This is a genomic window from Mesorhizobium sp. CNPSo 4671 (genome assembly GCF_057784245.1).
This window is the reverse complement of sequence record NZ_JBWLUW010000018.1, coordinates 21,034-34,495: the sequence shown is the minus strand read 5'-3', so window position 1 is coordinate 34,495 and position 13,462 is coordinate 21,034. Positions and strand designations below refer to the sequence as shown.

13 protein-coding genes are annotated in these 13,462 nt (G+C 62.7%); 8 read left to right on the top strand and 5 right to left on the bottom strand.

The window, feature by feature from the left end; genetic code table 11:
* Nucleotide 1: 1 nt before the first annotated feature.
* The 3 genes from AC04SF_RS32600 to AC04SF_RS32590 all read right to left on the bottom strand — a co-directional run bounded on the left by AC04SF_RS32600 (nt 2) and on the right by AC04SF_RS32590 (nt 3,347).
* Nucleotides 2-907: a carbohydrate ABC transporter permease gene (locus AC04SF_RS32600; protein WP_143975824.1), complete on the bottom strand. Its 906-nt coding sequence runs from the start codon at nt 905-907 to the stop codon at nt 2-4.
* A gap of 69 nt (nt 908-976) precedes the next feature.
* Entirely contained in the window at nt 977-2,293 is a 1,317-nt protein-coding gene (locus AC04SF_RS32595) for an ABC transporter substrate-binding protein (protein WP_488481136.1), read from the bottom strand.
* Between the two features lie 358 nt (nt 2,294-2,651).
* Nucleotides 2,652-3,347 carry a TetR/AcrR family transcriptional regulator gene (locus AC04SF_RS32590; RefSeq protein WP_488481135.1) on the bottom strand — a complete coding sequence of 232 codons (696 nt, stop codon included), beginning with the start codon at nt 3,345-3,347 and terminating at the stop codon, nt 2,652-2,654.
* Between the two features lie 51 nt (nt 3,348-3,398).
* Here AC04SF_RS32590 and AC04SF_RS32585 point away from each other — a divergent pair, with 51 nt between their 5' ends.
* Genes AC04SF_RS32585 through AC04SF_RS32575 form a run of 3 tightly spaced genes read left to right on the top strand, consistent with a single transcriptional unit; the run spans nt 3,399 to nt 5,890 of the window.
* Complete coding sequence (locus tag AC04SF_RS32585; protein ID WP_488481134.1) at nt 3,399-4,595, top strand: Tm-1-like ATP-binding domain-containing protein; 1,197 nt, start codon at nt 3,399-3,401, stop codon at nt 4,593-4,595.
* A 10-nt stretch (nt 4,596-4,605) separates the two neighbouring features.
* Nucleotides 4,606-5,472, top strand: coding sequence for a phosphoenolpyruvate hydrolase family protein (locus AC04SF_RS32580; RefSeq protein ID WP_488481133.1), 867 nt, complete (start codon nt 4,606-4,608; stop codon nt 5,470-5,472).
* A gap of 4 nt (nt 5,473-5,476) precedes the next feature.
* Complete coding sequence (locus tag AC04SF_RS32575; protein WP_488481132.1) at nt 5,477-5,890, top strand: cupin domain-containing protein; 414 nt, start codon at nt 5,477-5,479, stop codon at nt 5,888-5,890.
* Between the two features lie 9 nt (nt 5,891-5,899).
* Here AC04SF_RS32575 and AC04SF_RS32570 read toward each other — a convergent pair whose 3' ends face one another.
* Both AC04SF_RS32570 and AC04SF_RS32565 read right to left on the bottom strand, forming a co-directional pair.
* The gene (locus AC04SF_RS32570; protein WP_488481131.1) at nt 5,900-6,580 is read right to left on the bottom strand and encodes a hypothetical protein; all 681 of its coding nucleotides are present in this window, start codon (nt 6,578-6,580) and stop codon (nt 5,900-5,902) included.
* 58 nt (nt 6,581-6,638) lie between these two features.
* On the bottom strand, nt 6,639-7,829 hold the full coding sequence (locus AC04SF_RS32565) for a M24 family metallopeptidase (RefSeq protein ID WP_488481130.1): 1,191 nt from the start codon (nt 7,827-7,829) through the stop codon (nt 6,639-6,641).
* Nucleotides 7,830-8,198: 369 nt separating this feature from the next.
* Between AC04SF_RS32565 and AC04SF_RS32560 the strand changes: the two genes are divergently transcribed.
* From AC04SF_RS32560 to AC04SF_RS32540, 5 genes are all read left to right on the top strand, one after another.
* Nucleotides 8,199-9,809 carry an ABC transporter substrate-binding protein gene (locus AC04SF_RS32560; RefSeq protein ID WP_488481129.1) on the top strand — a complete coding sequence of 537 codons (1,611 nt, stop codon included), beginning with the start codon at nt 8,199-8,201 and terminating at the stop codon, nt 9,807-9,809.
* Nucleotides 9,810-10,067: 258 nt separating this feature from the next.
* On the top strand, nt 10,068-11,054 hold the full coding sequence (locus AC04SF_RS32555; protein ID WP_488481128.1) for an ABC transporter permease: 987 nt from the start codon (nt 10,068-10,070) through the stop codon (nt 11,052-11,054).
* Nucleotides 11,051-11,881 carry an ABC transporter permease gene (locus tag AC04SF_RS32550; RefSeq protein WP_488481127.1) on the top strand — a complete coding sequence of 277 codons (831 nt, stop codon included), beginning with the start codon at nt 11,051-11,053 and terminating at the stop codon, nt 11,879-11,881. Before AC04SF_RS32555 ends, AC04SF_RS32550 begins: the two co-directional genes overlap by 4 nt.
* Nucleotides 11,878-12,675, top strand: a complete 798-nt coding sequence (locus AC04SF_RS32545) for an ABC transporter ATP-binding protein (protein WP_488481126.1) — start codon at nt 11,878-11,880, stop codon at nt 12,673-12,675. The genes AC04SF_RS32550 and AC04SF_RS32545 overlap by 4 nt, the downstream gene beginning before the upstream one ends.
* Nucleotides 12,672-13,460, top strand: a complete 789-nt coding sequence (locus AC04SF_RS32540) for an ABC transporter ATP-binding protein (RefSeq protein WP_488481125.1) — start codon at nt 12,672-12,674, stop codon at nt 13,458-13,460. The genes AC04SF_RS32545 and AC04SF_RS32540 overlap by 4 nt, the downstream gene beginning before the upstream one ends.
* Nucleotides 13,461-13,462: the final 2 nt, after the last annotated feature.

The window sequence follows — 13,462 nt, the reverse complement described above, 5'->3', positions numbered from 1 at the left end:
CTCAGCGCTCCTTCACCTTGTTGAGATATTTGACGTAGATGTTGGTGATGGCCAGCACCATGATCAGCACGATGTAGGCCATCGCGCAGGAGCGCCCGGTCTGCCATTCCTGGAACGCCATCTTGTAGAGCCGGATCGAGATCAGTTCGGCCGTCGGCTGGCTGGTCAGGATGTAGGCGAGGTCGAAGGTCTTGAACGCTTCCATGGTGCGGAAGATGACCGCGATCATCAGGATCGGCGCCACCAGCGGCAGCGTGATGCGGAAGAAGGTATAAAACGGCCCGGCGCGGTCGATCGCGGCGGCCTCATAGAGATGTTTCGGCACCGCCGAGAGCCCTGCCAGCGACAACAGCATGACGAAGGGCGACCACATCCAGATGTCGGTCAGCGCGACGGCGTAGAGCGCCATCTTGGGATCGGCCAGCCACTCGAAATTGCCGAGCCCGAGCGCATAGTTGATGACGCCCCATGACGGGTCGTAGAGCAGCTTCCAGAACAGTCCGACAACAGCCATCGACAGCATCATCGGCAGCAAGAGCAGCGTGGTGATAAGGCCCTTGAGCGGGATATCCCGGTTGAGCAGCATCGCCACGCCGAAGCCGACAAGCAACTGTCCGGCGACGGAGATGATGACGTATTTCGCGGTGATGGCGAAATTGGACCAGACATAGGGATCGTTGAGCAGGTCGCGATAGTTCTGCAGCCCGACGAAATTCGCCGGCGCGTTGGTCGAAGCGCGGAAGTCGGTGAAGGAATAGCCAAGCGAATAGATCAGCGGAAAGATGTTGAAGACGATCAGGAACAGGACCGTCGGAATAATGAAGAGGTTACGGATCGAAATGTCGCTCAGGCCGCGCGCGGCCGCCCGCGAGGACCTCTCCAGTGTTGTGATCATCGTGGTCGCCAAGACCTCTGCTCCCGTTTGCAGAAAAAGAAACGGAGGAGGCACCAACGCCCCCTCCGTGATGCATGGTTGTTACTGAACGCGGCCGTACTTCTTGAACGTCGCGTTCCAGTCGGCAGCCAGGGCGTCCAGCGTTTCCTTGGCGGTGCCTTCGCCGCCGATCATGTAGGGATAGACGCGCTGGTTGAGCTGCTGCAGCAGTTCGGCGTATTCCGGCACGGCCCAGAAGTCCTTCACCTTGAACATGGTCTCATAGAAGGCCTTGTTGTAAGGCGTGGCACTCTGGAATTCCGGCGATTTGAGCACCGCCGCGCTGCAGGTGTAACCGCCAAGCGCCGCCCACTTCTTCTGGGTCTCGTCCTTGATGAACCATTCAAGGAACTTCGTCGCCTCTTCCTGCTTCTTCGAGTAGGAGACGATGGAAATGCCCTGACCGCCGAGAGCGGCGAACTGGTCGCCGTTCGGACCCGGCGGGTTGGCGAAGAAGCCGGTGTTCTTGGCGTTCGGGTTCGACGCCTCGTTGATCAGCGAGGGGAAGAACGCGAAGAAGTTCATGCTCATCGCAGCCAGGTTCTCGGTGATCGCCTGGTTGTCCTCGACGAAGAACGATTTGGCCCAGCCGGGAGGCGTGAACTTATAGAGTTCCTTGTAGGCGTCGAGCGCGGCGACAGCCTTGTCGGAGTTGATGTGGCCATCGACCTTGTAAGTCGAATAGTCACCCAGCTCGCCGCCATAGGAGAACAGCGCGTTCTCGAAGCCCATTGCCATCGCATCATAGGAATTGTCGGTGTAGATGGCGATGCCGTAGCGCTTCTGGTCCGGCCGATAGAAGAACTCGGCGATGTCGCGCAGCGCCTTGAAATCCTTCGGCACGTCGAGGTCGTAGCCATATTTGGCCTTGAAGGCTTCCTTCTCCTTGGGATCCTCGAACCAGTCCTTGCGGTAGGACCAGCCGACCGCGTCGCCTTCGAGCGGTATGGCCCAGTACTTGCCGCTGTTGCCGGGATACTCGGCGTAGTATTTCACCGTAGCCGGCGCCATGACATTGCCGAGGTCATGCTTCTTGAAGAAGTCCGTGAGGTCGACATAGTGGCCACCGGTCGAGCCGGCGCCCAGCCACTGCGAGTCGCCAACGACCAGATCATAGGCGTCGCCATGGGCGTTGAACTCGGTGAAGGCCTTCGTCTGGAAGTCGGACCAGGGTGTGGTTTCGACCGTGATCTTGACGCCGGTTTCCTTCTCGTACTCGTTGCCGAGTTCCTGCAGATAATTGGCCGGATCCCATTCCGCCCAGAAGATGGTGAGCGACTTTTCCTGCGCGTATACGGACGTTCCGCAGGCAAGCGTTAAGCCGATACCAGCAAGCACGCTGGTCACTAACTTGCGCATAATGATTTCCTCCCTTGTGCGCATTCTACCCTGTCATGCGAACCGGCAAAGGGGCCGGCTCCGGTAGTTCCTCCCGTGATCGCACCTTTCCGGTTTCGGGCCTCCTCGCCCTGCCGGAAATGGATCGCAGCCCTCACTTCTGATCCACTTTTCTTTGCTAATCTGGTATTACCAATTTTGCATCGACGTCAAGCCCTTTCTTGGAAGAAGGACCTGGTCATTCCTGCGGAATTCAAGCTTTATCTGCCTGTTTTCCAATGTTTTTCCTACTCAGTGATACGCTGAGGCGTTGTACAGCCCCCTGCGTCAGGGGTAATATTGATAGTCGGCATGCAAATCTGGTCGAACCAGATTGGTCTCACCCAGCGGCTACCCTTGAATCGTCACCGCCTCCTTCATCGATCGATTCCGCCATCGCAGCGCGCACCAGGGCGCCTGCCGCCCATTGCGCCACGGACCGCGTCTTGCGGCTGTCCAGGCCCCATATATCCTTGAGCACGATCAGCACCTCGACGCCGAAGATCAGCGACAGCGCCTGCGCCAGGCGCTTGAAATCGCGCGGCGGCAACTGACCCTTGAGCGGCGCGATCGCTTCTTGCAGCAGATCGACGCGATGACCGCGCGTGAAGGCCGGCTCGCCGCCCAGCGTGCCAGCCTGACGTCGTGCCCATTGATCGAGCGACAACTTCAGCGCCGCCTTGAACGTCGCCTCGAAAGCCTCGATGCGCGGCATGGCCGTGTCGAACAGCTCCGCGACCCGGCGCTCGGCGTCCGCCGAGGTCGATTTCCAGGTCAGGATCGGTCCGAGCCCTTCGTCGACGACAGCCTGCACCAGCGCCGCCTGGCTGGGGAAATAGCGATAGGCGGTGGCGCGGGAAACTTGCGCGGCTTCAGCAACCTCGCTGACCGACGGCGTGACGCCGGCCTGCATCAGCCGTGTCGCCGTCTCGAGCATCAGTCTTTTCGTCCGCGCCCGGGGTCCGCGCTCGGCGGCCTCGCCGCTTCCCCGCTCGGTGTCGCCGCTTGCAGTGGATCGTTGACGTGAGACATCCATGTCAATATGATACGCGCGTCTCAAAAATTTGCAATGACCTGGGAACCGCCCATGAAGCGCATTTACGTCGTGGGCACAGCGGACACCAAGGGCGAGGAACTCGCCTTCCTGGCCGATGCGATTGCCGCCACCGGCGCCGCCGTTTCCCGCGTCGATGTCGGCACGCGCGATGCAACCATACCCGTCGATGTTACCGCGGAGGAAATCGCCAGCCATCATCCGGACGGCGGCACAGCCGTGCTCGGCGGCGATGACCGTGGCGCCGCGGTTGCCGCCATGGGCGTCGCCTTCACCCGCTTCGCACAATCGCGGAACGATATCGCCGCCATGATCGGCATTGGCGGTGGCGGCGGCACATCGATCATCACATCGGGCATGCGCGCTTTGCCGCTCGGCCTGCCGAAAATCATGGTCTCGACGCTCGCCTCGGGCGACACGGCGCCTTATGTCGATGTCTCCGACATCATCATGATGCCATCGGTGACCGACATGGCCGGGCTGAACCGGCTCTCCCGTGTCGTGCTGCACAATGCCGCCCAGGCGATATCGGGCATGGCGGCAAGACCGGCACCGCCGCCCGATGGCAAGCCGTCGATCGGGCTGACCATGTTCGGCGTCACCACGCCTTGTGTGACGGCCATCGCCGACCAGCTTCGCTTGACCTACGACTGCATGGTCTTCCACGCCACCGGCACAGGCGGCCGCAGCATGGAAAAACTGGCCGACAGCGGCCTGCTGTCCGGCGCCATCGACATCACCACGACCGAGGTCTGCGACCTGCTGTTCGGCGGCGTGCTGCCGGCAACGGAGGATCGCTTCGGCGCGATTGCCCGCAGCCAATTGCCCTATGTCGGCTCGGTCGGCGCGCTCGACATGGTCAATTTCTGGGCGCCTTCGACCATTCCGGAACAGTATCGAGGAAGACTGTTCCACGAGCACAATCCGAACGTTACGCTCATGCGCACGACGGCGCAGGAATGCCGCGCGATCGGCGAATGGATCGGCACCAGGCTCGCCCTCTGCGAAGGGCCGGTGCATTTTCTCATTCCGGAGAAAGGCGTCTCCGCGCTCGACATCGAAGGCGGCGCCTTCTTCGATCAAGAGGCCGACGCCGTCTTGTTCGAGGCCATCGAGCGCACCATCAAGCCCAGTGCCAATCGTCGCGTCACGCGCCTGCCGCTGCACATCAACGATCCCGAATTCGCCAGGGCCGCTGTCGCGGCTTTTCTCGACATCGCCAGACAGTGAGATCCCAGACATGCCCGCCATACCGCGCAAGGACATACTGAAGAAATTCAGGGGAATGATCGACAAGGGCGTGCCGATCGTTGGCGGCGGCGCAGGCACCGGCCTGTCGGCCAAGGCCGAGGAGGCCGGCGGCATCGATCTCATCATCATCTACAATTCCGGCCGCTATCGCATGGCCGGGCGCGGCTCCGCCGCCGGCCTGCTCGCCTATGGCAATGCCAACGAGATCGTCAAGGAAATGGCCTATGAAGTGCTGCCGGTGGTCAGACACACGCCGGTGCTGGCCGGCGTCAACGGCACCGACCCGTTCGTCATCATGCCGCTGCTTCTGGCCGAACTGAAGACGATGGGCTTTTCCGGCGTGCAGAATTTTCCGACCATCGGCCTGTTCGACGGCAGCATGCGGCAGAGTTTCGAGGAGACCGGCATGGGCTTCGGGCTCGAGGTCGACATGATCGCCGAAGCGCGCAAGCTCGATCTGCTCACGACCCCTTATGTCTTCAATCCCGACGAGGCCCGCGCCATGACAACAGCCGGCGCCGACATCGTCGTCGCCCATATGGGCGTGACCACGGGCGGCTCGATCGGCGCGACCTCGGCCAAGTCGCTCGACGACTGCGTTGTCGCGATCGACGCCATCGCCGAGGCTGCGCGTTCGGTGCGCAAGGACGTCATCCTGCTTTGCCATGGCGGCCCGATCTCGATGCCTGACGACGCCCGCTACATACTCGACCGCTGCAAAGGCCTGCATGGTTTCTATGGTGCAAGCTCGATGGAACGGTTGCCAGCGGAGGCGGCGATCGCCAGGCAGACGGCCGATTTCAAGGCGGTGACGCTCGGTGGCGAAAAGACCAAGCCGAAGAAAAAGAAGGGATGAGACCATGACCGACAAGAGCAAGGTGTTTGTCTATCCGAAGGACGTCAGCGCCTTCGGCTTCGACTGGGGCAGACTGGCGCTAACCGTGGCGCCCGAAGTGAATGGCGCTGCACGCTTTTCCGGCGGCGTCGTCGACCTGCCCTCCGGCCAGGGCCACACCCGCCACAACCATCCGGGTGCCGAGGAAATCATCTTCGTCATCTCAGGCCATGGCGAGCAGATGGTCGAGGACGAGCAAGGCAATCCGGTGGTCGCCAAGGTCGGCCCCGGCTGCACCATCTATGTGCCGGAGAGCCGGTTTCACTCGACACTGAATACCGGCCACGAGCCGATGCAGCTCTTCGTCGTCTATTCGCCGGCAGGACCGGAGCTAGTGCTGCGGGAGCTGCCGGATTTCAGGCTGATTCCAGCGCAATAAGTCCGGTAGTCAAAGATCCAATCCAAGCTTCATTGCGCGAGCCAATTTCCCCAGGCGTTGAACACCTGTATCACCGCCTATACGGCGGGGAGGAACAAGGGCGTCTCGGTCATGGCGAAACCCTTCCCAATCGTCGAAATGCTGGACCCAAAAGCGCAAACATTGTTCGGCTTCGTCGCGCCCAAGCTGCCAGAGCACAAATCGAACAGCATTTTCAGGAAGCATGAAGCCTGGGCTTTCAGAGTAAGCAACCTGTTCGGCCAATTTGCGCGGAGCGCCGAACCGTTCGAAAAGCGGCAGGACTGTCGTTTGGATGTTGGCAACGACGTTCGCGATTTCAGCCTGACGGGTAAGCGGGTTCGCGATGTTCCATGTCAGCCATTGATGTGGGTTACGCAGATTGCCAAGTTGTCCACCGGCGACCCAATCTCTGGCGTTACCGGACCAACCGCTGCGCTTGTCCCACCCCTCGATCGCCTTGCTGTGTATTGACGCATGCACTACGAGTTCCACATACTCGCCCCCGACATTCAAATAGTTTGACTGAAACGCTATTTTGAATGTCCAGTCGCCCGCGCGGCGACTCGCGTGAGGGCCGCTTTTCGCAAAGCGGAACCCGATTGGCTCAAGCTGCATGGAAATCTGCTGGCAACCGTCGAGAAAGACCTGCTTGGGCGGTTCGTGTTCCATGTCCGTGAATGGTGCTCCGCAATTATCCGTTTAGACAACGTAGGCAGAGCGCCTGCACCTAAGCCATCCCACCCCTATTCCATCCCCGACCCCGGTCTCCAAACATCACATAGCCGCTCTCGGTCACCGCCAGCGTGTCCTCCAGCTTGATAAACCCCCGCGTCGGGTGAAGCATGGTCGTCTCGACCGACAGCACCATGTTCTTTTCCAGCGGCTTGGCCGCATAGGTGCCTTCATAGGCCACCGGATGGTTGGTCATCAGGAACGGCGCCTCATGCGTGATCAGGCCCATGCCGTGCGCGAAGAAATCGGTATAGGGCGCGACCTTGGATTGCTTCAGCACGCCCTCGGCGTGCGAAATCATGTCGCCGCCGAGCGTGCCCGCTTTGACCTTCGAGAACGCCGCCTGCTGCACCGTCTCGACCTCGGCCAGCAGATCCTCCAGCTCGGCATCCGGTTCGCCGAGAATGCCCATGCGGCAGAGATCGCCGATATAGCCGTGGTAATTGCCACCGGAATCGATCGACAGCACCTCGCCCTTCTTCCACGCCTGCGGTGAAGCGGCGCGGTTGTGGCTGGAGCCGAGCGTCAGCAGGCAATATTCGAAATGTGCGCCGCGGTTGGTCTCCTCGCGCCGCAGTTGCTCGATCATCTCGGCCTTGGTCGTTCCTTCGCGCGCCCAGGCAATGGTCGCCAGCATGGAATCGGTGATCAGTTCGGAGGCGGTGCGCAGCTTCTCCAGTTCGGCGTCGGTCTTGATGGCCCGCATGCGCTCCAGCATGTCGGTCGCGTCTAACAGCTTGGCGTCCGGCAGCGCCTTGCGGATCAGCGTATAGGCATCCGACGGCAGGAAGCCGGGCTCGATGCCGATGCGCGCGCCGGCCTTGCCAATCTTCTGCAGATGCTCGACAGCAAGGTTCGCGGCATCGAGCGTGCCCCAGCAGGCGGCGTGCAGCGTCGGCGTCCAGAATGGATGGTTCTGGTGCTCGCCGCCCTCCATGCGGTTGCCGATATAGGCGGCATGATCGGGTCCGCCTTTTTCGTAGACGACGATCGGCAGGTACCGGCTGTGGCCGATCGCATCCATGGCGGCGAAGAAGATGAATTTGTAGCCGCCCAGCAGATATTGCGTGTTGTGCTTGGAGGTGGCGAGCAGCACATCGATGCCGGCCTCCTCCATCAGCCGGTCGACCCTTGCCTGGTCGAACGGGATATTGCTGACGGCATTCTTGCCCGGCGCAATGTTCATCTCTCTCTCTCTCCTGAATTTGCCCGGGATCGTTGCTGTTTCGCAGGGAACCCTTGGCTGTGGATCAAATCTGCACCATTTTGCCCGCTCTGGTCTAGCCAGAAATGCGCCAATGGCGCGGCTTGACGGTCACTAAGTCGTCAACCGTCGACTATCCGCCAAATCTGGTCCTACCAGATTGGCGAAATTGAACCCGCTCTCTTAAACTGGTCCAGCGGACTAAAATTTCAAAGCCAAGCCAGGATGCGCCAATTCCGTCTCTGGCGAAACCCTCGGCAAGGCTCATAATCGCCACCGCAAGAATGCCGATGCCGGCATTCGAGGGGTGTTGTCGCGCCTATCGGGTCGCGGAGAGGACGGAGTTCGATCATGTCAGGTTTCACGATTTCCAGACGCAAAATGCTTGCCGGCTCGGCGATGCTGCTCGCCTCCACCGCCATGCCGACATTGGGTTGGGCGCAGACACCGAAGAAGGGCGGCCGGCTGGTGCTCGCCGCCGATTCCGAGCCGCGCAACCTCAACCCGGCGATCGTCGCCTCCAACGGCGTCTTCTTCATCTCCAGCAAGATCGTCGAGACGCTGGCCGAAGCCTCCTTCGACGGCAAGGATGGGCTGGCACCACGGCTGGCGCTGAGCTGGGAAGGTGCCGCCGACGGGCTCTCGGTGACCTTCAAGCTTCGCGAAGGCGTCAAATGGCATGACGGCAAGCCGTTCACCTCGGCTGACGTCGCCTTCTCGGCGCTGCAGATATGGAAGCCGCTGCAGAATCTCGGCCGCACCGTGTTCAAGGATCTGGCCAGCGTCGAGACGCCTGACGAACTCACGGCCGTGTTCAAATTCGCCAAGCCGACGCCGTTCCAGCTGATCCGCAACGCGCTGCCGGCGCTGTCGAGCGTCGTACCGAAGCACATCTATGAGGTCGGCAAGATCGAGGACAACCCGGCCAACACCGCGCCAATCGGCACCGGTCCGTTCAAGTTCGGCGAGTACAAGGCCGGCCAGTATTACCGGCTGACGAAAAACACCGACTACTGGGGCAAGGACGAGCCTTATCTCGACGAGATCATCTACCAGGTGCTGCCCGACCGCACCTCGGCCGCCAGCGCGCTGGAAGCCGAGGAAATCCAGCTCGCCGCCTTCTCCGCCGTGCCGCTGGCCGACCTCGACCGCATCTCCAAGGTGCCAGGCCTGAAGGTGATCACCAAGGGCTATGAGGGGCTGACCTATCAGCTCGTCGTCGAGATCAACCATCGCCGCAAGGAACTGGCCGATCTGAAGGTGCGCCAGGCGATCGCGCACGCTATCGACAAGGACTTCGTCGTCAAGACGGTGTTCCTCGGCTATGCCGCCACCGCCACCGGCCCGGTGCCGAAAAACGATCCGCAATTCTATACGGCCGATGTGCCGACCTATGCATTCGACGTCGCCAAGGCCAACGCGCTGCTCGACGAGGCCGGCTACAAGAAAGGCCCGGACGGCAAGCGCTTTACGCTGAAACTTCTGCCGGCGCCCTATTTCAACGAGACCAAGCAGTTCGGCGACTATTTGCGCCAGGCGCTCGCCGCAATCGGCATCGACGCAGAGTTGGTCAACAACGACTCGGCAGCGCACATCAAGGCCGTCTACACCGACCACGCCTTCGACCTCGCCGTCGGCCCGCCGGTGTTCCGCGGCGACCCGGCGATTTCGACCACCATCCTGGTGCAGAGCGGCATTCCGGACGGCGTACCGTTCTCCAACCAGGGCGGCTACAAGAACGACGCGCTAGATGCGCTGATCGCCAAGGCGTCCGAGACGCTCGACACCGCTGCCCGCACCGACCTCTATAAGGCGTTCCAGAAAGAGGTGGCCACCGACCTGCCGCTGATCAACGTCGCCGAATGGAGTTTCATCAGCGTCGCGCGCAACACGGTCGGCAACATCGCCAACAATCCGCGCTGGGCCGTGTCGAACTGGGCGGACACGTATCTGGAATCGTGACACATTTGCGCGGATGACCGTTCGCGAAATCATCGTAGACGTTGCGTTCTACGAGGCCCCCCTCTGTCCTACCGGACATCTCCCCCTCAAGGGGGGAGATCAGCAGCGTGTCTGTCCCGCGAATTCTTCAACGTTGAACATTGGCGAAGCCAAAAATGACAGCCAATCTCCCCCCTTGAGGGGGAGATGTCCGGCAGGACAGAGGGGGGCACTCACGCGCGACATTTCCTTTAGTCGTCGCGCACCGCCGTCGCCCCCATGACCCGCGCCCTCACCCTCCTCCGCCGCCGTCTCCTCGGCAGCGTCTTCGTGCTTTTGATCGTTGTCGTCGGCACGTTCCTGCTGCTCGAAGCCGCCCCCGGCGATGCCGTCGACGCCTATATCGTCTCGACCGGCGGCGACGCCGGCATGATCGAATTGCTGCGCCACCGCTGGGGTCTCGACCAGTCCGAACTGACGCGGCTCGCCAACTATCTCTGGGCGCTGCTGCATCTCGACCTCGGCCAGTCGGTGACCTTCTCCAGGCCGATCCGCGATGTGATCCTCGAACGCCTGCCCAACACGCTGCTGCTGATGGTCAGCGCGACCGCGCTCTCCTTCGGGCTGGGCTCGGCGCTCGGCATCTATGCCGGCGCCAAGCCCGGCAGCTTTCGCGACCGCTTCCTGTCGATCGGTTCGCTAGCGCTCTATGCCGTGCCCGGTTTCTGGCTCGGCCTGGTGCTGATCGTCGTCTTTGCCGTCGACCTGCGCTGGCTGCCGATCGGCGGTATCGAGACGCTGGCCTCGGACAAGACCGGCCTCGACCGCGCCGCCGACATCGCCATCCATTTGGTCTTGCCGGTGTCCGCCCTCGGCTTCATCTACCTCGCGCTCTATCTGCGCATGATGCGCGCCGGCATGGCCGAGGTCTGGCGCCAGGATTTTATGCTCGCCACTCGCGCCAGGGGTCTGTCGCGCCGCCGCATCGTACTGGCCCACGTCGCCCGCAATGCGCTGCTGCCGCTGGTCACCATGCTCGGCCTGCAGTCGGCGCAGATGCTCGGCGGCAGCGTCGTTATCGAGAGCGTCTTTTCCGTGCCGGGCCTCGGCCGGCTGGCGCAGGAAGCGGTGGCTTCGCGCGACACTCCGCTGCTACTCGGCATCATCCTCACCAGCGCCGTCCTGGTCGTCGTCATCAATCTTCTCGTCGACATCGCCTATGCCTTCCTCGATCCGCGCGTCGGCGCCAGCGAGGTCGGCGCATGAACCCGCTGCGCCGCTTTCTGCGCATGCCCGAAGCGGTCGCCGGTGCCGTCCTTCTGGCCGCACTGGTTACGATGGCGTTCATCGCACCGCTGCTGTTTCCAGGCGACCCGCAAGCCATTGCTGGACCGGCGCTTTTGCTGCCCTTCCAAAGCTGGTCGCTGCCGCTCGGCACCGACAGGCTCGGCCGTGACGTGCTGGCCGAGCTGTTCCATGGCGCTCGTACCTCGCTTGCCGTCGGGCTGGCGGCAGCGGCGGCTGCACTTGCCATCGGCTCGGTGGTCGGCACGCTGGCCGGCTTTGCCGGCGGCCTCGTCGACGAGGTGCTGATGCGCATCACCGATGCCTTTCAGACCGTGCCGAGCTTCCTGCTGGCGCTGGCCTTCGTCAGCGTCGTCGGCCCATCACTCGGCATCGTCGTGATCGCTATCGCGCTCGGCACCTGGACCGGGCCGGCGCGAATTGCCCGCGCCGAAGTGCTCTCCATCCGCGAACGCGACTATGTCGCCAGCGCGCGTGCCATCGGCATGCATCCGCTCGAGATCGCCTTTCGCGAGGTGCTGCCCAACGCCTTGCCGCCGGTGCTGGCAATGTCGTCGGTGATCGTCGCCGCCGCCATCCTCACCGAAGCCGCCCTGTCCTTCCTTGGCCTCGGCGACCCCAACCGAGTCACCTGGGGCGGCATGATCGCCGAAGGACGCGCGGTGTTGCGCACCGCGCCCTTCCTGTCCATCGTCCCAGGCATAGCGCTGGTGCTGACCGTGCTCGGCGTCTATCTCGCCGGTGAAGGCATCGTCGAGACGACGGCGGTCAAGAGAGGTCTGTCGTGACCGTGCTGGCATCGATCCGCGACCTGACGGTGACCTACCGCCGCGATGGCAACGTGGTGGCGGCGCTGAGGAACCTAAGCGTCGATATTGTGGCCGGTGAGCGTCTGGCCATCATCGGCGAAAGCGGCTCGGGCAAGAGCACGCTGGCACTGGCGATTGCCGGGTTGTTGCCGGCTTCTGCCAAGGTTGGCGGAAGAATTGAATGGCCCAGCCTTAGCCGCACACCCCTCGGCGGCCGCGACATCGGCTTCGTCTTCCAGGACCCCTCGGCCAGCCTTGATCCCGTCATGACCATCGGCAAACAAATCGCCGAAGTCGCGCGCACGCATCTCGGCCTCGGCTGGCCAGAGGCATACGCCAAGGCGAAAACCCTCCTAGAACGCGTCCGCCTGCCCGACCCTGACTCGGCCCTGCATGCCTTCCCACACCAGCTCTCCGGCGGCCAGAAGCAGCGCGTGGCGATTGCCGCGGCCATCGCGGCTGGGCCGAAACTGCTGATCGCCGACGAGGCAACCAGCGCGCTCGACACCATCGTGCAGGCAGAGATCGTCGCCCTGATCCGACGGCTCGTGGTCGACGACGGCATGACGCTGCTGTTCATCAGCCACGATATCGCGCTGGCGGCCGAGCTTGGCGAGCGCATCGCTGTCTTCCGTCATGGCCAGCTGGTCGAGCTTGGCACGACGGCACAGATTGTGCGCGCCCCAAGCCAACCCTACACACGCGCGCTGCTCGACGCCCATATCAGCCTCTGCGCTGAACCATTGCTGAACCGGGCCGGGTTGCACGCATGAGCCTGCTTGCCGTGTCCTACCTCACCAAGCGCTACCGTCGCGGCGGTAATACTGTCGTCGCCGTCGACGATGTCTCTTTTCACATAGAGCCCGGTGAAACACTGGCGCTGGCCGGCCCCTCCGGCAGCGGCAAATCGACGATCGCGCGGCTGGTGCTGCGCCTCATCGAGCCGGACGCTGGCCGCATCGACTTCGAAGATGATGATTTCCTGGCCTTGCGTGGCGCTGCCCTGCGCGCTCGCCGCGCGCACCTGCAAATGGTGTTCCAGGATCCGCTGGCCGCCTTCAATCCGCGCGCCACGGTGGCGCGCCTGCTTGACGACCCCTTGCGCATCCATGGTATCGCCTCCCGCGCCGAGCGCCCGCGCCGCATCGCTGCCTTGCTCGAGCGCGTCGGCCTGACGGCCGATCTCGCACCGCGCGCCATCCATGAAATCTCCGGCGGTCAGCGGCAGCGTGTGGCCATCGCCCGCGCCATCGCAACGAAGCCGTCTCTGATCGTGCTTGACGAGGCCGTATCGGCGCTCGACGTCTCGGTGCGCGGACAGATCCTCGACCTGTTGCTCGACCTGCAAAGGCAGGAGCGGATCGCCTATCTCTTCATTTCGCATGATCTCGGCGTGGTGCGTGCCGTCGCCCACCGCGTCATCCTTCTCGACGCCGGGCGGATTACCGAAAGCGGCGATGCCCGCACCGTCATCGACGCCCCACAATCGGCCATCGGCAGAGCGCTGGTGGCGGCAGCGCCGAGATTGATCCGAACCAGACCGCTTCGCCAGCCGTAACC